Consider the following 19,817-nt stretch of genomic DNA (forward strand, 5'->3'; position numbering starts at 1 on the left):
TACTGGTATCAGAAGCGACAATCGAGGAGTTTTGAAAACGAGGGTTATTATTCAAGCCTGGTTTAAGCAATTTATCTAAAGTCGCATCTCCGGCATGCAGGTTGTCATAAAGCTTTCCTCCGGGTTCTTTTTCACCGAGGTACGATTTCCAATCATACATAACCGCACCAGAGGCAGTAGAAAGCGCACTGACATAGTTGCTGACGCGGCTCCAATAAGCATCTACCGTTATGGACAACTTTTTAAAGAGCAAACCTTTATAACCCAACTCTAGTGTGGAAGTGTAGGAGTTATTGATTTTCCGCAGGTCTTGAAAGTTGGCGACATTAAGTTTACTGCCTTCAAAGTCGCGAGTGGTAGCAAAGTTGGCATAGTCTATAGCAACCATCGTTGCGCTGTCAATCGTCCCACCTTTATTAGAAATCCCTCCAAAGGCAGAGTTCATGACTGCCACAGTGAGCGCAGAATCCATTGAACTTTTACCCGCAGTAAATCCCATTTTAAGCAAATCGAACATCTTGTTAAAGTTCTCGGAGTTCTTCGAGCGGTCGCCATAAGTAATCCACTCACCAGCCGCCGACTGGTATGGTGCTGTAATAAATTGGATATTCTTATTCTCATCATATTGATAATTCCATCCGTAAGGATTACCAATGCCACGTATGTTGATACCATTCGGAATACGACCGTTGGCTAAATCAAGAAACTGGTTGAGGGTATTGGGCGAATCAAATGCCCGGTTATAGGTCAGGCGGATGTTATGATTCTCTTTCACCTTGAACACAACCGCCGCACGGGGACTGGCCGCCACGTTTTTGATAATGCTGTTATAGTCCACTCGCAACGCACCCACCAGTTTGAACCAAGTCAATATTTGGTAGTCGGCCTGAACATATCCTCCTATTTGATTCAATTTGGCTATGGGTTCAAAGCGACCGTCAATTGTTCCCTCGGTATTGGGACGAGTCATCAAGGCATCTATTCCATAAATCAAATTCAGTTTGTTAAAGAAATAGTTTGAATACTGCGCCTGCACCACGTGCAGCTTCGATTTGTCAACCAAATATTGTACCGGATAAGGAGTAGGCGGCGAAGTAGAATTATAGGTGTTGCGGGTAGCATCTGATAGTTGTGGAATAAGATAGGTCTTTCCTGCATTGCTGCTATTGATAAAATACTGGATAAACAGATTCTTCCACTTGAACCGAGCCTGGAAATACCAATACGTCCAACCTCCTTTATCTCCGCCTGCTTGCCCTGCACCCAAACCGGTCAACTCTACATTATGTGAGTTGGCTACTCCACCGCTTAGAATGATGGTAATATCTTTAATCGGGCGAATGTCCACACGGGCATCGGCTGTCCATTTACGGATAAAGAAATCCTTGTGAAACCGGCGAATATCAAACTTCGCAGAATCAAGAATGGCAACGCCCGCCGAATCGTGTGTAAACTTCTGAAGCGTATCCCATTGAAACAACTGTCCGTCGCGAACACTTCCGAAAACCAGACTGTCTCCTTCATTCGGTTCGCGCGGGTCATAGTTTGGATAATCCTGCCCCTGGAAATAGGTGCCCGATATTTTATATCCCAAACGGTCTTTGAAGAACTTAGCGGAGTGTCGCCCCTCAAAGTTGATGACGTTGCCCGATATCTTTCTGTTATTGTTATACTGCCGATACGATTTATCTAATACGGTCAGGCCGGTGGTCATCGCCACAGTAGTCATGTAATTTTTCTCCTGATCGAGCGGCGACTTGGTGATGATATGGATTACTCCGCTGGTGGCGTTGGGTCCATAAAGCGCTGAGGCCGGCCCGCGCACCACCTCAATCTTCTCTATATCCAACGAACTGGTAGGGATCAACTGGTAAGCGTTTACACGAATGGAAGGTACCGAACCGATGCGGTTATCTACCACATTCAGCAAAGCGCCCGAAAAGATATTATTGAATCCGCGCACCACCACATTGCTCGAAACCAAACCGGTGCGCATCACATCCACCCCCGGAGTAGTTTTTAGCTGGTCAATAGGTGTAGTAACGATGTTCCGTTCTAGTTGCGATTGCCCCACGACGGAAATCGAAGCCGGAGCATCCAGCAATTTCTCGCTTCGTTTCGATACCGACACCACCACTTGGTTCAACGAAATGCTCGAAGAAGTCATCTGAACATCATAAACCGTTCGTCCTGCTTCTATCCTTATTTCCCGCTCATCATATCCTATATAACTGATTAAAATAGCCTCCGCATCTGATGGAACTTCCAGCGAGTATTTCCCGTCCTCATCGGTGACCGTGCCAATAGTAGTGCCCTTTACCAACACCGTAGCGCCAATCAAGGCCTGACGGTTTTCGTCACGGACTTTGCCTGTGATGTTTTTGGTTTGTTGGGCGAAAAGAAAAGAAGAAATGGTTACAAAAACCGAAAGGAGGAGTAGTTTAGTTTTCATAGGTTATGTGTTTTAGTGAGCGAAAAATAAGAGTTTTTTGGTTCTATCGTTAATTGAGGGATAAGAGGTTTAATTTGGCAGGATGCTAGATGCCAAAAAGATCTTTGAGCAGATGCTCAAATTACCTGAACCATGGAAGGTATCGGGGGTGACCCTTGACGAAGCAAATAAGCGAGTGGAAGTTTCTGTAGAATATGAAGCTAAAGAAGCCCCATGTCCCCAGACTGGGGAGATTTGTAAAATCCATGACCGGATAAAAAGATGTTGGCGCCATCTGGACACGATGGACTATGAAACCTGGATTTGCAGTCGGCTTCCCCGGGTGAAGAACAGCTTGGGTGAACTCCATTTAATAGCTGTTGATTGGTCTGAGACTGGTCTTAGCCATACCCGCCTGTTCGAGAATAGGTGCATCGTTACCTTGCAAAAAACACACTGCCAAAAATCCGCCTCTGACCTAGTACGGACGAAAAATGTGGGCAGAGCCCGAGGATTAAAGCGACGCAATGTCAACGACATAAAAGCGATCAGCATAGATGAAAAAAGCTATCGCAAAGGGCAACAGTATGTCAGCGTTTTGACGAGTGCTAAACAAGGGGAAGTCTTAGATATTTACCCGGGCGCAATGAAGTGGCGGCTACGGCTCTGCTTCAAAAGGTGTTTAACCCGGAACAACTCGGCGCTATTGAATTAATGTGCTGCGACCTAGCTGAACCCTATATCCAGTCGCTAAAAAAAATTGCCCGAAGGCTGTGCTGGTTCATGACAAGTTCCATATCGTCAAGCTGCTTACCAATGCCATTGATGAAACACGAGTTGAGTAACCCAGCCTATATTAAAGCGAAGCGCTGAAAAACAAGGTCAGGTTCGGAGGATTAATGGGACGCTCCCGCAAAGCATGGAAGATGAGAAACTTTTGAACCGAATCCAAACCGAGCAGGAAGCCATCATCTTCTTCGAGCGCGTATCAAAACGTCACCACTCCAACACAGAAAAGAGCCAAGAATCAAGCGCTATTTATCCAACACATTACAATCAACCTCCAACGCCAGAGCAGAGCACAATAGCCAGCAGTCGCCCCCAACTAAAATCTAAGAGCAGCAACTTTTTTTAATGGGAAATTAAACCTCTTATCACTCAATTAACGATAGAACCAGTTTTTTTAACATTATTATATGATTTGACTACCCACAAAGGATAATTAATCAACCGTTACCGCTTCTTTTTATAGATATAAGGAGTGAAGTGCATTGAAACTTCAAACCCGGAATGCTGAATTGTTAATGCTGAGTATCGTTTCACGCAAAGAGCGCGAAGGCCATCGCAAAGGGCGCAAAGATGTTAGCCATATTTCTTTTGAGCCCTCTGCGTGCTATTTTCTTTGCTTCCTGTGCGTGAAGCTGTATTCCATTCAACATTCAACACTCAACATTCCAAACTCAGCACTACCCCAAAATCCACACATTATCCACCATCAATTTCGGGGCCTTGTTTTTTTGAATGGCAAACGGTAGCTTTCAATTTTTATCCACAAAAACAAACAAAACATGAAACACAAAAAAAACTGAGGAAGACTCAATTACACACGCTGCACATGCTGGCGATGGATTACACCTACTCCGACATCATCGGCGAAACGGGCATCACCCGAAAGGCCGTGGACGGAAGAATCGCTAGGCTGAAAAAATATTTTGGTGTCGAAACTTGTTGGGGATTAGTGGCCGAAGCAGAGCGGCGAGGCTTCATTGATTTAAGGACGCTGAAAAAGATGACCAGGGAAGCAAAGTAACAGGGCGGAAAATACAAGGTGCTTTATTCAACATTCAGCAATCAAACTTCAGCACTACCCCACCAAACGTAGTGCATACCCCACAAAACTGCGATGATATATTCCTGATTTTTGCTTTTATGAATTTGGAACAAGCTACCACATCCGAAAACTCAAGCAAGGCACCGTACAGGCTGAGAGGTGCCTTCCCAACGTTGGTAACCCATGAAAAAATGTTGGGACATAGCTTCCTGCCGTTGGGAAGCCTTATAAAAACTCTGGCAGCTACCTTCCTACCGTTGGGAAAGGGGTTTTTAGTGTTCGGAACCACCTTCCCACCGTTGGGAAACGCATGGAAAATGTTGCGCTACTTATTCCCACCGTTGGGAAACAGGCCCCCAGCCTTCGGAACCATATTCCCAACGGTAGGAAAGACTAAAAAAGTATTCGGAACTATGTTCCCAACGTTGGGAATGGACCACCAAGAGTTGGGATATACCTTCCCAACGCTGGGAGGCAGGTTTGCAGGATTTGAAACGATAGTCCCGACTTTGATAATGGCCCCTATGCCTTTTTTTTATCACCTCCCGCGTTCAGCAGGTCGCTTCACATGTTTATCATTATTAACCAAATAAAATCAAACCCTTATGATTCAACCAGATCATCTTTTCGGAAATTTCTTTGATGACAAAAACATCACCGACCGGCGCGCCCGCCGCTTTGCAATCGATGCCCTCGCGCACTTGACCGCTGCTAACGGATCGAACCAATACGACAGCATTATTGCAGATCTCACTGCCAAAATCGGTGCCATAGATGGTTCGCTCGACCAAATGCTCATTGACATTGCGCAGCAAAAAGGAGCTACATATAGTGTAGATCAAATTATGGAGGCCTTTTTGGAAGAAGTTAGTTATAAAAGGGCATAGTGCGCGACGTGTATCGCACCAACGAAGGGGCCTATCTTGAATTTTATCCGCAGGAACTAAAGGATTATAATGCCGCCAACAAAACCACTGTCAAGGGCCTGATGGTGCGCTATGCAGCCGCAGCCACCGCCCATGCGGCAGATTTCGACCCTTCGTTTGTCACCTTGTTTCAGAATTTTCCAACCGCTTTTGTCGGTGCACAAGACAATCAGAGTACCGAGATGGAAGATGTAGGCACCGGTCGGGCCATCATTAGTTCACAGCGACAAGCACTGAATATTTCTCTCTACCAAGCCGTGCATTTTGTGGCTTATTATGTGTTGGGCAATATTGAAGCTATGCTCGGGCTGTTCCGTTTCAACTTGCTCTTTGCTTACGGCCACAGTGCGCCTCACGAAAGATATCACGGCGACCTGTTGCCCAACACAACCGTTGTGGTGATTCATGATACCTTCCCGGAAGGCACCAAAATCAAGGTGCGCAATTTCGGTACTACCGATTTAATGATAGGTACGAAAACTGATGACGACCCAACCGGTCTGGTTTGGAAAACATTGAAACCAGGCAAAACAAAAACCTATACGAAAGATACCTTGTTCTCACATCCCGACGACACCTACCTCATGGTGCATAACCCCGACCTGAACGACCATCTGCCTTATCAAATTGAAAGATGGGTGGAGGATTGAGGCGAGTTGGCGGTTGACGGCTCGCAGATGACAGTAAATTCAATAGGCCTCGCGGAAGCGGGGCTTTTTTGTTAGTGCTGAGTTTGGAGTGTTGAGTGCTGAATAGAATACAAACCTTCCAAGTCTTTAAGACTTGGAAGGTTTGTAAAGAAAAGCCTGGCGGAAGCAGGGCTTTTTCTCGATAAGGACTACTGAATGTTATCGAATAAACAACATCTCGCGATACTTAGGCAAAGGCCAGATGTTATCGTCCACCTTGGTTTCGAGTGCATCAGCGTGTTTGCGTATTTCATCGAGATATGGCTTCACGGTATCGCAGAATGCTTTGGAGGACTCGGCTGCCGAACCGGCATGATGCGCTTTGTCAGAAGCATCATTCATTTTCTCCACCGCCGATTTAATCACATTTACATGTGCCGCAATTTCTTCCAGCATTTCCTTCTGTGCTTTGATAGATGATGCCGGCACGCCCACTTCCTTCAATCCACGAATATTGGTAACCAGATGGTTCATATATTCCATCGCAGATGGAATGATTTGATTCATAGCGATATCGGCCAGTATAGAGGCTTCGGTTTGAATCTTCAGCACATAGTTATGATGCAGCACCGACACGCGGGCATCCAACTCGCGGGCAGAGAAGATACCGGTATCTACCAGTACTGATTTGGCACTTTTAGTGAGATAGAAATCAAGTGCATAAGGGGTGGTTTTGACGTTGGATAGTCCGCGCTTCTTGGCTTCCTTTTCCCATGCTTCGCTGTAACCATCGCCTTCAAACTGAATGCGTTTAGAGTCGGTAATATATTTGCGAATCACACGCATAATGGCTCCTTCTTTGGTTTCGCCCTCTTTGATCAGCTTATCTACTTCTGATTTAAAATCAAGCAGTTGCTTCCCTACAATAGCGTTCATGATGGTCATAGGCAGGGCGCAGTTGGCGGAAGAACCCACGGCACGGAACTCAAACTTATTTCCAGTGAAGGCAAAAGGGGATGTGCGGTTCCGGTCGGTGTTGTCGAGCATCACATCCGGTATCTTGTTGTGAATATCTAATTTGAGATTAGCGTTGACCAGTTCATCATATTTTCCTTTGGCCACGCGCTTCTCTACTTCTTCCAACACATCATTCATATAAGAACCGGTAAATACGGAGATGATAGCCGGAGGTGCTTCGTTGGCGCCGAGGCGATGGTCGTTGTTGGCCGAGGCGATAGAGGCGCGAAGCAAGTCGCTGTATTCATTCACGGCCTTCATCACATTCACAAAGAAGGTGAGAAACAACAAATTGCTTTTAGGAGTAGAGCCGGGAGAAAGGAGGTTCTTTCCGGTGTCGGTACTCATGCTCCAGTTGTTGTGTTTGCCGCTACCGTTCACGCCGGCAAAAGGCTTTTCATGATTCAACACCCGCAGTTTATGACGGCGAGCTACACGGTCCATGATGTCCATAAGCAGTGAGTTGTGATCCACAGCTACATTTACTTCTTCAAACATCGGGGCACATTCAAACTGTCCTGGTGCCACTTCGTTGTGGCGGGTGCGAACCGGTATGCCGAGTTTATGACACTCGGTTTCAAAGTCGAGCATGTAAGCGTAAGTTCTTTCAGGAATAGAACCAAAGTAGTGGTCTTCAAACTGCTGTCCTTTCTGCGGCGGCGCGCCGACTAAGGTCCTTCCGGAAAACATCAGGTCAGGGCGCTGATAATAGAAGGCTTCATCAATCAGGAAGTATTCTTGTTCCCAACCCAAGGTCACCATAACCTTGGTTACTTCTTTATCAAAAAGATTGATCACCGGCATAGCCGCCTGTTCTAAGAAATGAGAAGCCTTGAGCAGCGGTGCTTTATAGTCCAGTGATTCGCCGGTGTAGGAAATAAATATAGTTGGAATACAAAGTGTTTTGCCCTGGCCGATTTCCATGATGAAAGCCGGAGAACCCGGGTCCCAGGCGGTGTAGCCGCGCGCTTCAAAAGTGGCGCGAATACCTCCGCTTGGAAATGAAGAAGCATCCGGTTCCTGTTGAACCAAAGCGTCGCCGCTGAAAACCTCCACGGCTTGGTCACCCTTGAGCGTAAAGAACATGTCGTGCTTCTCGGCCGTTAGACCGGTGAGCGGTTGAAACCAGTGTGTGTAGGACGTAGCGCCGCGCTTCATCGCCCAGTTTTTCATTCCTGCAGCTACACCGTCAGCCATCTCGCGACTGATTTTGGAGCCGGCCTTAATGGCATTCTTAACGGCCATATATGCTTCGTCTGAAAGATACTCGCGCATGGCAGCATCGTTAAACACACGAGAGGCAAAATATTCAGAGACTTTGTTTCCGGCAATTCCTGGAGAAACAACTTCTCGGTTAATAACGGTTTGGATGGCTTCCTGGCGGGCTTTATTCATATACGTTGGTTGGTTTAAATTAAGCCGCAAAGGTAATTTCAGCTTGCACAACAAGAAATAAAAACAAAGAATTTATGCACTTATTTATCTAAACATGTGGAGAAACATTCGGTTAGTGCAGATATTTTAAGTGAATTGAGCAGTTATTTGAAGTAACATGACTAGTTTCAACTATAACAGTACATATTTACATTTCAATCATTTATTTGAAAAAATGGAGAATATCTTCTCCCACTTCAACTTCTCTTCATCCATAAGGAGCATGATAAACAACAACATAAAGACCAAAGAAACCACCCGATAATGTACAATAGCCCCCATGATAGGAACGGTAGCACCAATAATCGCGTAATTTATCAGGGAAAAGGAAAGGCAGAAAAGGGCTAACCATCGTCTGTCTCCTACTGGAAGACGGATAAAGCGCAATAGATACAAAGCAATCAAAACCAATATTCCTGTTTCTAAAGCAAATCCTTTTTGAATCAGGTTTCCTTCCCAAACAAAAGGGCGAAAGATGGCACCAAAGGTTGCCTTAGGCAAAAGCGCAAAGAGGGAAGTGCAATCTATAGGCTGCATCTCTAAATCAATGGCACTTCCGGCGCTTTCATCAATAGCCAGTGTCACAAACTCATTCCGCTTTTCAATTACTTTATTGCATAGTTCTGTCCCATAGAAACAAACAGAAAACAGGCCGATGAGCACAAACACCACCATCCTTCTTTCTGTTTCAAAACGGCTCTTGATACTTGATAGATTTATGGGAAGCAGAAAACTACACCAAAGCAAAGTGGCCGCTAAGTAGATTTTTGTTAAGGCTATCACCACGAAGGCAAGCACAGACATGATGATATAAACATCGTTCCGGGTGCTATTCCATTTAAGCAAAGAACGAAGATAGATGCCGATAGCAAAAAACAAGATGGTTTCTTTCAGCAATCCCGAACTCCAGAAAACCACCGACGGAACTAAAAATAAGGGAAGATAGAGCAACGCAGGTAGCGATGAAAAATATGGTCGGAAAGATTTGAAGAGCAGAACACAGCCCGTGAAACTAAAGAAGCTGAAGAACAGCGTATTGATGTAGATATTATAGGCCGAGAAAAAGTTCAAGAGAGAAATCAATCGAATAATCAGAAAATTGCTGGTGACTATGTCGTGAACGGGGTGAGTGAAATGCTCTGTATGCACTAGATATTGGAACACCTTCGGTTCATACATTCCGTAACCAGTCATCACCTTGAGCCAAGCAAGAGGATTGATGAAAAGGATGTTTGAAATGATCACGCTGTCATCAAAGTAGCGATAGATGTCCTGTTTAAAACGGTCGGTGTAATAATGGGTATAAACCAGCACCAAAAGAATCCCGGCAACAACCTTGAACAGAAAGAAAAAGGATAGGTGCTTTCTTGAAATACCTTCTATCAAAAAGAACCTGCCGCGCAGAATAAATACGAAAAGCAGGGCCGCATAGATTAGGAAGAGTGCGATATGTAAAAAACCTAAAGGGCTCATCTGTTCAATGCCAATATTATCCAAAACTATTTGAAACCTTCTTTATTTGCTCACAAATCCTTCCGATTCTTGGAGCGCCCTATCCTACATACTGTCATCACGCGAATTGCTTCAACGGTATTTAATTTCTTGATTGCCCTACTCATTGCCCGACACGCGGGGCCTTCGGTTAAGGGAGAGGTTACTTTGCTAATCACCACGATCTGGTTTTTTATTTTTTTCAGCAATATCCTGGGAGGTCAGGTCTTGGTTTATCTCATTCCGAGAAACAAAATGCAGCTACTCATTATCCCTGCTTACATCTGGTCCGTTCTGGTGGCTGGTGCCGGATATGTTTTTCTACAATTCACTCCTTTGGTTCCCGCAGGCTACGTTTCCATGGTAGTAGTGCTGAGTTTTCTTTCGTCCTTGCTCAGCATTCACTACACGGTTCTACTTGCTCGCAAACAGATCAGCCAGGCTAATTTGCTGCAAATCATTCCTCTGATTATACAACTTATTGGTGTGCTGGCCTGCTTTTATTTCTTGAATATTCATGATGCTGGCGCATACGTTTATGCCTCATTGGCAGGTTATTCACTTACCTTACTGTTGAGTTTCTTTATGATTAAAAAGCATATTCAGATTGCAAACATCTTTCGGGACTTGTCTTTTGCCGAGTTGAAAACCTTTTCTTATGGATTCCCATATCAGTTGACCGAGATTCTTCAACTTCTTCAGTTCCGGTATTATTTCTATCAACTGGGACTACAGCAGGGCAGCCAGTATCTCGGAGTGTTTTCCATTGGGATCTCCATATTAGAAACGGTTTGGATTATCCCACGAAGTGTTTCTACCATTCACTACGTATCCACTTCTAATTCTACCGAAATTAAGAACGAAGTAGCAAGAACCATTCAACTCATTAAGATATGTGTTGCTTTGTGTTTTGTCATTCTTCTATTAATAGCGGCTATTCCTTCTTCCGCTTACAGCTTTGTTTTTGGTCCCGGATTTATGGATGTAAAACATGCGATGCGCTTTCTTTATCCGGGAATCCTGATTTACTGTATCCCGATTGTTATTAGTAGTTTCTATTTGGGAATAGGACAATATAAAAGACTTATTGTTGCTCACCTTTGCGGTCTGGTCACGATGATTGCCTTCAGCTATCAGCTCATTCCTCCGTATGTGATGAGCGGTGCCGGATTAGCAGCCACTATTTCTTTCAGCGTTTCTTCTCTGTTGCTTTTCATCTATTTCGTTATGGATAATGATTTAGGTGTGTCGCAATTCATCATTACTCGCGCAGATATTGATACCGCTAAAAATATGGTTTTGTATCTTAAAGGGAAATTTAAACTTTAAGAGGCAGGTCAACTTGAAAATCTCTTCTAACCAGAAACTTTCTGCAATCCGCTCTTAGTAATTTTGGTGTTCTCCTGATAGGTCTCGTAATCCGTGTTTATTTCCCAAAGGTCATGTTTGGTTCCTTTAGTAATATTCTCGGCTGCGAGTAAGCCCATCAAGATAGAGTGGTCTTGGTTGTTATATTTGAATGACCCGTAGCGGCCAATCAATGTAAGGTTCTCTATCGTTTTCAAATAACCTTCTACCTCGGACAGAACTTCTGCGTATCCGCGGTTATAAACCGGATAACATTTGGGAACACGATACACATGACCTGCTGTGATGGGACTCTTCAGTAAACCAGTTTTCTGCATTTCTTCTTTTGCAAGGTCAATCAACTTGGAGTCTTCCCATTTCCAGAACTCGTCTTCATCATAGCACCAATATTCAGCGGCGATAACAGTACCTTGTTTATCTCCATAAAGTTGTGGCACCCAATTTCTAAAGTTGGTGATGCGTCCAGTAAGCAAATCAGGGCTATGAACATACAACCAATTGTCAGGAAATAAATCCTTCCCATCTACTAAAAGATAAACAATGATGGTGTTGCGAAAACGCAATTGTTTACTCAGATCTAATATACGTGGAGGCACTTCAGGAAGGCGCTGTATCAAAAGAGTCATAGGCATAGAGGAAATGATATGGTCATATTCATGAACCGTTCCATCAGTCAATTCAATAGCATAGGCGCGATTGTTTTTTGTCAGCACCCTTTGCACAGGAGTTTTTAAATGAACTTTACTACCATTTTGTTCAATCGTCTTCGCCATTCTTTGATATACCATGCCCGTACCTTCCGAAGGATAAGCGAACTGGTCCACTAAGGTTTTATGAGTATTGCCAGAACCTCCGAAAAGTGCATTTTTCACCGCTTCCCATAAGGAGAGTTTCTTTATTCTTTGCGCAGCAAAGTCAGCATCTAGTTCCTTGCAGGATATACCCCACAACTTTTCGGTATAGGTCTTAAAGAAGATCAAAAACAATCGTTTCCCAAAACGGCCCGTTACCCAGTTTTCAAAAGAACCATCCAGTTGGGTCGGTGACACCTTCTCCTTTAAATAGCTCAACATGCACAAGGTGGCTTGATAAATCCCCAACGTAAAGAGGGCATTCAATGCCTTGAGCGGATAGTAGAAGAACTTCTTTTTATAGTAGATGCGCGTGAGCCTATCCACCATTTCATAGTCAGGTCCCGTCACTTCCAGCCAGGCCTCATTCACCCGGCGGTCGCTGCTAAAAAAACGGTGCGGACCAATATCCACGGTATAATCCCACAGTTGAATACTCTTCGCCATTCCGCCCACGCTATCTGAAGCCTCATATAGGTCAACATTCTTGAGTGTTTTGGAAATCTCATAAGCGGCAGTAATCCCAGCAGGACCAGCACCAATGACAGCAATGCGTTGAGTTTCAGACATTAAAGCGGTTTACAATTAAAGGGTTATGCTTACAACAAAAGAGGGCGCAATGTTATTGAAATTCAATAAACCACGTGAAAGTAAATACTGCCATCCAGTAATTGGCTGCATGGTTCGAGTATTTTTGGTCTAGATTGGATATATCTAAAAATAACTGCATTGTCATTTTAATGTCATTTTTTTGGGTAGTCTGTCATTTTTAACTTCATTTGCAGCCCCCGAAAAGGGGAAGTATTATTTTTACAACGAAAATTATTTAAAACCAAAACAATCAAACAAAACGAAAGCTATGAAAAAGGTATTTACATTGCTATGGCTGTCCTCTCTGATGCTAAGCGGGTTTGCGCAGTTCACAGGAACCAAGCATATTATTGACCCCGATTATGTTAAGCCCTATTTGAAATCCTCTTCGGTTTCAAATAACTTTATCAAGAATTTTAAAAGTGCGGCAAGTCGCGCTAAAACAGTGGCTTTTACCATGGATTATGGTGAAGCAGATATCGTTTACGCTGCGCAGAAATCAACTACCGAGCGACTGATTACTTTTAATATGAATAGCCGCTATAAGAACGAAGACAACCTTTCGTTGCGCTATTTGGCGGTGATTTACGACAGCTTGATTGATGCAGATTATAATGCTCAAGTAAATAATTTCTATCCTCGTAAGTTGACAACGCTTACGCTTGATTCATTGGATTTCGTATTCATCCACTCGCATACGACTTCTAATAATGATACAATCCATGTTATTGTTTTCGACAGAGATTCTCTTTCTATTACAGGCACAGGAATTAATGCGGCACTTAATAACAATAATATTTGGGATACCTTGATTGTAACCAATTCTGAGATTCCAAAGAACATTAACGTACAGGGTACTCCGACCTACTCTCTACTTACTTTGTATCCTAATATCACCTTCCCAAAAGGAAAAACTTTTGGTGTAAGAATTGAGTTTGCTGGTGATACCCAAAACAAATTCCAGCCTCTTAGCTTCTTCAGAGATGATTGCGGTGGAGCATGTATCGCGGCTCCAAGCACCGCAGGATTCAATAGCTTGTACTATCTCAATTTCATACATGCTACTCAAGGAAACATTTCCGGTATCAATAACCTGTCTGCTGATTGTAACCAAAATGGAAGACTGGATCCTGAAAATTGTGAAGAGTTCTATATTCAAAACTGGTGGGTGGTACCTGCTGTGACTGCCGTAGTTGATTATGGTTCAATCATAAGCAGCGATTCATTGCGCGGATGTCCTGGACAACCTATTAATTTAGAAGCGAGTGTCTTCGGCTCAGATCCTCCTTATACTTACAACTGGAGTACGTCAAGCGGAACACTGACTGGAAATTCAAGTGAGAACACAACGCTTATTTTAGGAAATACCGCTGGGCAGGTAACTGTATCAGTAGATATTAATGGAGTGGATGGCGCTAATACTTCAACTTATGTGGTGAGCAACAATGCCATCAGCATTTTGATTTCCAATCCTAATCCGATTGTCAGAACTTGTAACGAGTCAAGCAACACAGTAGTAACTGTCACAGGTATGAACCAGACGGGCAAAACGTATCTGTGGAATAACGGAGCTACTACTCCTACCCTTTCAGTCAATGAGCAGGGCAACTATATTGTTACCGTGACCAATAGCTCTGGCTGTAATGCTACGGCAAGCATTGGAGTAAACTATGTCGGCAATATCACCAACAATGTAAGCTTCATTTCTCCTGCAAAGATTTGTCAGAATCAACCAGTTACTTTTACCAATACCTCATCCGGTATGGGAGGTTCATGGATTCCAGCTTGGGATATGTATAATAACGGCAGCAGCCTTATATTTAATTCAGATGCTGTGTTTACCTATACAAACCCGGGCAATTACACGGTGAAGTTGACTATGGATACTTTGAACGGCTGCAAATTCTCGGCTAGCAAACTGATTCAGGTACTTCCTTCGGCTAATCCCCAATGTACTAACATTGGCATTTCTGATATTACCTTTGAAAATGCCATCACCATGATGCCCAATCCAACAAACGGCAATGTAAACATCACAGTGAACGGAGTAGAAAAAAACCTTTCTATCCATGTTTACAACATCATTGGCTCTGAAGTGAAGTCGTTTAACAGCAATGATCTTCCTTCTGTTTTCACCAAGAGTTTTGATTATAGTAACCTAACAAACGGTACTTACTTAGTTAGAGTTCAAAGCGGCGACAGAACTGCCATCAAGAAATTAGTGATTAACCACTAGAATTCTTTCAGACCTTTTTCAAAAGGCCTTCCTGTTAAATCGGGAAGGTCTTTTTTTATTTTATATCCACAACGTTTCAACACTAAAACGGGCTTATCAACAGACGTATAAACAATCTCGCTGTTTAAAGGTGGAGAAATAGCAAAGCAGTATGTTCCACAGTTGTTCTACTTTTGAACCGTGAAAAACAGAGCGAAAAGAGAATGAAAATTACCTATTACGGACATTCATGTTTTGCAGTCAATACAGGAGGGAAAAACCTGCTGTTCGACCCGTTTATTCGTCCGAACGAGTTGGCAAAGCACATAGACATTAAAGATATCCCGGCAGACTATATCCTTCTTTCACACGGTCATGAAGACCATGTGGCAGATGCCTTAGCAATAGGGCAAAGAACAGGTGCCGTTTTGGTTTCTAACTACGAGATTGCTATCTGGTTCCACAAGCAGGGGATCAAAAAATACCACCCCATGAATCACGGTGGAAAGTGGAATTTTGATTTCGGAACCGTCCGATATACCCAAGCTGTTCACTCCAGTTCATTGCCCGATGGAAGCAATGGAGGAAACCCCGGTGGTTTCATTATCGAAACCAAAGAAGATTCTTTCTATTACTCCGGCGATACCGCCCTGTTTTCAGACATGAAGTTGATTCCTTTGACCGGAATAAATTTAAACACTGCCTTCCTTCCCATAGGAGATAACTTCACGATGGGAGTGGATGATGCGGTGATGGCCAGTGATTTTATCCAATGCAACCGTATCATTGGTCTGCATTATGATACCTTTGGCTTTATAAAAATTAATCACGAAGAAGCTATTGATAAGTTCAAGCAAAAAGGCAAAGAATTAATTCTGATGAAAATCGGAGAAACCATAAATCTATAATTCAAAATCGAAAATATGACCACCAAGAAAAAACAAGACAAACCGCACAAAGGCAAAATCATTACGCTGGCCAACCAGAAAGGCGGAGTGGGAAAGACTACTTCGGCCATTAATATTGCCGCCAGCTTGGCTATTTTGGAGTATAAAACGCTTTTGGTAGATGCCGACCCGCAGGCCAATGCTACTTCCGGCACCGGCTTCGATCCGAAGAGTATTAAGACCAGTTTGTATGAATGTTTGGTAGGAGAAGTGAAAGCTCGTGATATTATTCTGGAGACCGAAACACCCAACTTGTTTCTGCTTCCCTCCCATCTCGATCTGGTAGGCGCAGAAATTGAACTGATCAATCTCCCCAACCGCGAAAGGATTTTTAAAAAGATTTTGGACGATATTAAAAAGGATTACGACTACATCATCATTGACTGTTCTCCTTCTCTGGGCTTGATTACCGTGAACTCACTCACTGCCGCTGACTCGGTTATGATTCCCGTTCAATGCGAATATTTCGCGCTGGAAGGGTTAGGCAAGTTTCTGAACACCATCAAGATTGTTCAAAGTCGGCTGAATCCTGATTTAGAAATAGAAGGCATCATTCTGACGATGTATGACCCGCGTTTGCGCTTGGCCAATCAGGTGATGGAAGAAATCAAAAGACATTTTGAAAACATCGTTTTCGATACCATCATTCATCGCAACACCCGATTGGGCGAAGCTCCTAGCTTCGGCAAACCCGCTATCATGTATGATGCCGAAAGCAAAGGAAGCGTGAACTATATGAACTTGGTGCGCGAAATGCTGCAAAGAAATGATGCCACCTATATCCCGAACTCCCAGAAAGAATTTAATTTGGTCGTTGAAGATCCTTCACCGGGCCTTTAATGGTTGGAACACCTCCTTAATAACTACACATGAGTGAAAAAAAGAAATCCGTCTTAGGACGAGGATTGAGTGCATTGCTCGACTCCAATGATACCAGTGAGCGCGTGCGCGAAAAACAAGTCTCCGGTGATTCGGTGAGCCGTGGAGCAACGATTATTAATCTTCCGCTGGAACAAATCGAAGTAAATCCCTTTCAACCGCGAAGCACCTTTGAAGAAGAAAGCCTGAATGAACTGGCCGATTCTATCAAAGTTCACGGCGTGATTCAACCGATTACAGTGCGCAAAGCAGACAACGGGAAATATCAACTCATTGCCGGGGAAAGAAGATTGCGCGCTTCCAAAATCGCCGGGAAGAAAGATATTCCTGCCTTTGTTCGCCTCGCTACTGATCAAGAAAGCATTGAAATTGCTTTGATTGAAAATATTCAGCGCGAAGACCTGAACCCGCTTGAAATCGCCATCAATTACAAACGCCTTCAGGATGAATGTGAATTGACTCAGGAACAACTGGCCGAGCGCCTCGGAAAAAACAGAAGCACTGTTACCAATTTCATGCGTCTGCTCAAACTTCCTCCCGAAATGCAGGCCGGTCTGCGCGACGAAAAAATAACCATGGGCCATGCCAAAGCACTTTTGGCCATTGATAATGCTACCAAACTAATCACCGCCTATTACGAAACGGTCAGTAAAGGACTCAGCGTGCGGCAGGTAGAGCAACTGGTGCGCAACCTCGACACGAAATCTAGAAAGGCTATCTCTGGAGGAGGAGACGCATCGGATATCCCTTTCGCTATCCGCAAAATGCAAGATCAGCTAACCTCCTCGCTCAGCACCAAAGTCAATATCATCCGAACCAAACAGGGCAAAGGAGAAATCGCCATTAAGTTTTATAACGACGATGATCTGGCCCGGCTGGTCGAAGTCCTGACGGATAAATAAATCATGAACTTGGCGCTATCGCCTTTCCATAGCGGGTCATGGCCCCTTCGCAAAAGCAGTCTCTTTTTTCTGCTCCTGCTGTGGGGCTTTCTTCTTCGCGCCCAATCAGCTACCGATTCGACCGTTACCGGTCCCTTTCAGCAAGCGCTGATGAACCAACCGGCAAATGATTCTTTAATGAAAGATTCAACCATTATTATTTCCTTATCCGATACCGGAAAACAAACGAGCTCCTCTCCCACTACATTCCATGTAGATTCAATTCACAGGGATTCAATAAGAATAGAGGCAAATAAAAAACGGCACAGCCCGCTGAAAGCCGCTCTCTTTTCGCTCGCGGTGCCGGGGCTGGGACAGGCTTACAACAAGAAGTATTGGAAAATCCCCATCGTATATGCTGGTCTCGGCGGATTGAGTTTTGCAGTTTATCATACGGTGACCAACTTTCATGGCTATCGTCGCGCCTATCGGGCGCAGGTGGCCGACGTGCCGGACTTAACCGCCTCTTATAAAGGTGTGAACGACCGGAACACCCTCAAGTCTTATCGCGACTATTACAAACGATACGTTGACATCTCGGCCATCTGTTTGGGTGTTTGGCACCTATTGAGCGTCATAGATGCCACCGTAGATGCCCACCTCTTTGGATGGAATATGCGCGACGACCTCAGTGTTTCTTGGCAGCCCGCCCTCATTGCTCCACCCACCAACGTCTCCTCTGCCGCTACGGGTGTGAGGGTGCAGTTGCGGTTTTAGTAGAGACGCAATATTTTGCGTCTCTACGTATTATCTCTCTCCAAAGATTCTCCCTTTGCGAGGCTCTGTTGCGCTTCCACAACAGGGCTTGGGATGTTTTTGGAATAAATTTAGCCTGCTGCCATTAATCTGATTGGTGCATTGATGGGTCCGGCGCCGGTGCTGTTGACGGCATACATGCCCACCCAATAGTTGATGCCGGGTTGCAGGTTGGTAAAAATTTTGTGACGGTCTTTGCTTGAATCAATCGCCAGACGAGTAGTGCCTTCTTGAAAAGAAACGACATTTCCATTCACTACGGGTGGCACCCAATTGCCGGACATGATGATGGCTACATAATCATTGACCAATTCGGTTCTCTTCGACTTACAGTTTACTTCAATACTGGCATCGAAGGGTCCGTGTTTCACAGTCATTCCTTCAATAGCCGAAGGTAGTGCTGGAGTGGTGCGCTCACTATCTGTCGTTTGAAAACCTGCATCTGTAATAACGACTGCATTTCCATTAGCCAAAGAACCGACGGACAGCGCTTGTTGGCGCATCAGGTTGTCCAGATCTTGTTCCGCAGCGAGGTAAATGTTTTTGTTGTTATCATTTGGATTGTTTTTCCAGGCAGTATAGGTGTCGCGCGCACGGTCGCAAGCCAGTATGATGTCGGCATAAGTAATCTTGGGTGGGTTATAAAGAGGGATGGCCGCCATTTCGACCGTAGTCTCGCGCGAAAATTCTACTTTGTCATAAATGCCGAGTAGTAAAAATTTGAGGCTGATGTGTTCCATAATAAAGCTTTGGTTTTAGTGATAAATAATCTTGGTTGATTAAAAATTGAAAAGGCAAAGGTGAGAAACTCGTAGCGAAGAAAGGGGACATTAGCTACCACAAAACGGACATTTTATAATCGCCGTCTTTCCTTCCTTGTTCTGTCCGGTTCCATCTAATTGGTGTTTGTATTCCTCCAGCATTTCTTCTGGACTGAGTAGGTGATGTTTCAAAAATTCCTTTTCAAAATACCGATGGCTTTTATAGCCCACCAACAGGTGGAGATCGTCCAGACTTTCATAACTACCAGCCTTAATAAGCTGTTTGGCGAGGTGCATTCGTGCATGAATGATAAATGATTTCATACTTTCTCCTAAGTAGAGCTTAGCTTTTCGGCGCAGATTTCTTCTGGTGGTAAAAAATACTTCATCGGCCAAAAAACTGACCGAAAATTCAGGCTGGTGAAGATGGGCTGAAAAAGCTTCCAACAACTTACTTTTGAATTTTTCTTTCGCATCCATGGGGTGAACAATTTTTATTTAAACCAAATCTACTGATCTTTTTTTTTAAATATCAAAAAGTCAAAAGCAGGCTTATCTCCCCATAGAATAAGCTTAATTTATTCCATAGGGAGCTTCATTCTTTTAGAAATAAAGTTGGTGAAAACCGGATGTGTCACATTCCGGGTAGAATGTGACACATCCACAGTGGACTAAGCTATGTTATGGTCAATTGTGCTACATCCGGGGTCGAATGTGTTACATTTTAGGTCAAATGTGTTACATCGGGT

Annotated in this window: 18 protein-coding genes; 12 read left to right on the forward strand and 6 right to left on the reverse strand. The window is 44.0% G+C overall.

Annotation, left to right across the window (positions count from 1 at the left end):
* Positions 1-2,452, reverse strand: a 2,452-nt coding sequence (locus IPP77_00005; GenBank protein ID MBL0308121.1) for a TonB-dependent receptor, incomplete at its 3' end; no start/stop codon positions are given.
* Between the two features lie 82 nt (positions 2,453-2,534).
* Between IPP77_00005 and IPP77_00010 the strand changes: the two genes are divergently transcribed.
* From IPP77_00010 to IPP77_00035, 6 genes are all read left to right on the forward strand, one after another.
* Positions 2,535-3,146, forward strand: coding sequence for a transposase (locus IPP77_00010; protein MBL0308122.1), 612 nt, complete (start codon positions 2,535-2,537; stop codon positions 3,144-3,146).
* Between the two features lie 58 nt (positions 3,147-3,204).
* Positions 3,205-3,276 carry a transposase gene (locus tag IPP77_00015; GenBank protein MBL0308123.1) on the forward strand — a complete coding sequence of 24 codons (72 nt, stop codon included), beginning with the start codon at positions 3,205-3,207 and terminating at the stop codon, positions 3,274-3,276.
* A 566-nt stretch (positions 3,277-3,842) separates the two neighbouring features.
* Complete coding sequence (locus IPP77_00020; protein ID MBL0308124.1) at positions 3,843-4,241, forward strand: hypothetical protein; 399 nt, start codon at positions 3,843-3,845, stop codon at positions 4,239-4,241.
* Positions 4,242-4,360: 119 nt separating this feature from the next.
* Positions 4,361-4,855, forward strand: coding sequence for a hypothetical protein (locus IPP77_00025; GenBank protein ID MBL0308125.1), 495 nt, complete (start codon positions 4,361-4,363; stop codon positions 4,853-4,855).
* A gap of 12 nt (positions 4,856-4,867) precedes the next feature.
* Positions 4,868-5,149, forward strand: a complete 282-nt coding sequence (locus IPP77_00030; GenBank protein ID MBL0308126.1) for a hypothetical protein — start codon at positions 4,868-4,870, stop codon at positions 5,147-5,149.
* Positions 5,149-5,838, forward strand: a complete 690-nt coding sequence (locus IPP77_00035) for a hypothetical protein (protein MBL0308127.1) — start codon at positions 5,149-5,151, stop codon at positions 5,836-5,838. The genes IPP77_00030 and IPP77_00035 overlap by 1 nt, the downstream gene beginning before the upstream one ends.
* A gap of 198 nt (positions 5,839-6,036) precedes the next feature.
* On the opposite strand, the gene IPP77_00040 is transcribed toward IPP77_00035, so the two are convergent.
* On the reverse strand, positions 6,037-8,229 hold the full coding sequence (locus IPP77_00040) for a glutamine synthetase III (protein ID MBL0308128.1): 2,193 nt from the start codon (positions 8,227-8,229) through the stop codon (positions 6,037-6,039).
* 198 nt (positions 8,230-8,427) lie between these two features.
* Positions 8,428-9,741, reverse strand: a complete 1,314-nt coding sequence (locus IPP77_00045; protein ID MBL0308129.1) for a hypothetical protein — start codon at positions 9,739-9,741, stop codon at positions 8,428-8,430.
* 69 nt (positions 9,742-9,810) lie between these two features.
* On the opposite strand from IPP77_00045, the gene IPP77_00050 reads away from it, so the two are divergent.
* Positions 9,811-11,088 carry a polysaccharide biosynthesis C-terminal domain-containing protein gene (locus IPP77_00050; GenBank protein MBL0308130.1) on the forward strand — a complete coding sequence of 426 codons (1,278 nt, stop codon included), beginning with the start codon at positions 9,811-9,813 and terminating at the stop codon, positions 11,086-11,088.
* 26 nt (positions 11,089-11,114) lie between these two features.
* Here the strand turns inward: IPP77_00050 and IPP77_00055 are convergent, their stop codons facing one another.
* Positions 11,115-12,548 (reverse strand): FAD-dependent oxidoreductase, encoded by a 1,434-nt coding sequence (locus IPP77_00055; GenBank protein MBL0308131.1) that lies wholly within the window; start codon positions 12,546-12,548, stop codon positions 11,115-11,117.
* Between the two features lie 289 nt (positions 12,549-12,837).
* Between IPP77_00055 and IPP77_00060 the strand changes: the two genes are divergently transcribed.
* The 5 genes from IPP77_00060 (at position 12,838) to IPP77_00080 (ending at position 18,268) form a co-directional block, all read left to right on the forward strand.
* Positions 12,838-14,805 carry a T9SS type A sorting domain-containing protein gene (locus IPP77_00060; protein MBL0308132.1) on the forward strand — a complete coding sequence of 656 codons (1,968 nt, stop codon included), beginning with the start codon at positions 12,838-12,840 and terminating at the stop codon, positions 14,803-14,805.
* Between the two features lie 203 nt (positions 14,806-15,008).
* Positions 15,009-15,692 (forward strand): metal-dependent hydrolase, encoded by a 684-nt coding sequence (locus IPP77_00065; GenBank protein ID MBL0308133.1) that lies wholly within the window; start codon positions 15,009-15,011, stop codon positions 15,690-15,692.
* A gap of 15 nt (positions 15,693-15,707) precedes the next feature.
* Complete coding sequence (locus tag IPP77_00070; GenBank protein ID MBL0308134.1) at positions 15,708-16,571, forward strand: ParA family protein; 864 nt, start codon at positions 15,708-15,710, stop codon at positions 16,569-16,571.
* 29 nt (positions 16,572-16,600) lie between these two features.
* Positions 16,601-17,512: a ParB/RepB/Spo0J family partition protein gene (locus IPP77_00075; GenBank protein MBL0308135.1), complete on the forward strand. Its 912-nt coding sequence runs from the start codon at positions 16,601-16,603 to the stop codon at positions 17,510-17,512.
* A gap of 3 nt (positions 17,513-17,515) precedes the next feature.
* Positions 17,516-18,268 carry a hypothetical protein gene (locus IPP77_00080; protein MBL0308136.1) on the forward strand — a complete coding sequence of 251 codons (753 nt, stop codon included), beginning with the start codon at positions 17,516-17,518 and terminating at the stop codon, positions 18,266-18,268.
* A gap of 110 nt (positions 18,269-18,378) precedes the next feature.
* Here the strand turns inward: IPP77_00080 and IPP77_00085 are convergent, their stop codons facing one another.
* Positions 18,379-19,047 carry a hypothetical protein gene (locus tag IPP77_00085; protein MBL0308137.1) on the reverse strand — a complete coding sequence of 223 codons (669 nt, stop codon included), beginning with the start codon at positions 19,045-19,047 and terminating at the stop codon, positions 18,379-18,381.
* Positions 19,048-19,137: 90 nt separating this feature from the next.
* Positions 19,138-19,548 carry a helix-turn-helix transcriptional regulator gene (locus IPP77_00090; protein MBL0308138.1) on the reverse strand — a complete coding sequence of 137 codons (411 nt, stop codon included), beginning with the start codon at positions 19,546-19,548 and terminating at the stop codon, positions 19,138-19,140.
* Positions 19,549-19,817 lie beyond the last annotated feature (269 nt).

It is taken from the genome of Bacteroidota bacterium, from assembly GCA_016722375.1.
Taxonomy (GTDB): domain Bacteria; phylum Bacteroidota; class Bacteroidia; order Chitinophagales; family LD1; genus Bog-950.

Bases quoted from the DNA above. Each gene is read 5' to 3' on its own strand.
- IPP77_00010 (MBL0308122.1), top strand. From the start codon at position 2,535: ATGCTAGATGCCAAAAAGATCTTTGAGCAGATGCTCAAATTACCTGAA.
- IPP77_00025 (MBL0308125.1), top strand. From the start codon at position 4,361: ATGAATTTGGAACAAGCTACCACATCCGAAAACTCAAGCAAGGCACCG.
- IPP77_00030 (MBL0308126.1), top strand. From the start codon at position 4,868: ATGATTCAACCAGATCATCTTTTCGGAAATTTCTTTGATGACAAAAAC.
- IPP77_00040 (MBL0308128.1), bottom strand. From the start codon at position 8,229: ATGAATAAAGCCCGCCAGGAAGCCATCCAAACCGTTATTAACCGAGAA.
- IPP77_00045 (MBL0308129.1), bottom strand. From the start codon at position 9,741: ATGAGCCCTTTAGGTTTTTTACATATCGCACTCTTCCTAATCTATGCG.
- IPP77_00055 (MBL0308131.1), bottom strand. From the start codon at position 12,548: ATGTCTGAAACTCAACGCATTGCTGTCATTGGTGCTGGTCCTGCTGGG.
- IPP77_00060 (MBL0308132.1), top strand. From the start codon at position 12,838: ATGAAAAAGGTATTTACATTGCTATGGCTGTCCTCTCTGATGCTAAGC.
- IPP77_00065 (MBL0308133.1), top strand. From the start codon at position 15,009: ATGAAAATTACCTATTACGGACATTCATGTTTTGCAGTCAATACAGGA.
- IPP77_00070 (MBL0308134.1), top strand. From the start codon at position 15,708: ATGACCACCAAGAAAAAACAAGACAAACCGCACAAAGGCAAAATCATT.
- IPP77_00075 (MBL0308135.1), top strand. From the start codon at position 16,601: ATGAGTGAAAAAAAGAAATCCGTCTTAGGACGAGGATTGAGTGCATTG.
- IPP77_00080 (MBL0308136.1), top strand. From the start codon at position 17,516: ATGAACTTGGCGCTATCGCCTTTCCATAGCGGGTCATGGCCCCTTCGC.
- IPP77_00085 (MBL0308137.1), bottom strand. From the start codon at position 19,047: ATGGAACACATCAGCCTCAAATTTTTACTACTCGGCATTTATGACAAA.
- IPP77_00090 (MBL0308138.1), bottom strand. From the start codon at position 19,548: ATGGATGCGAAAGAAAAATTCAAAAGTAAGTTGTTGGAAGCTTTTTCA.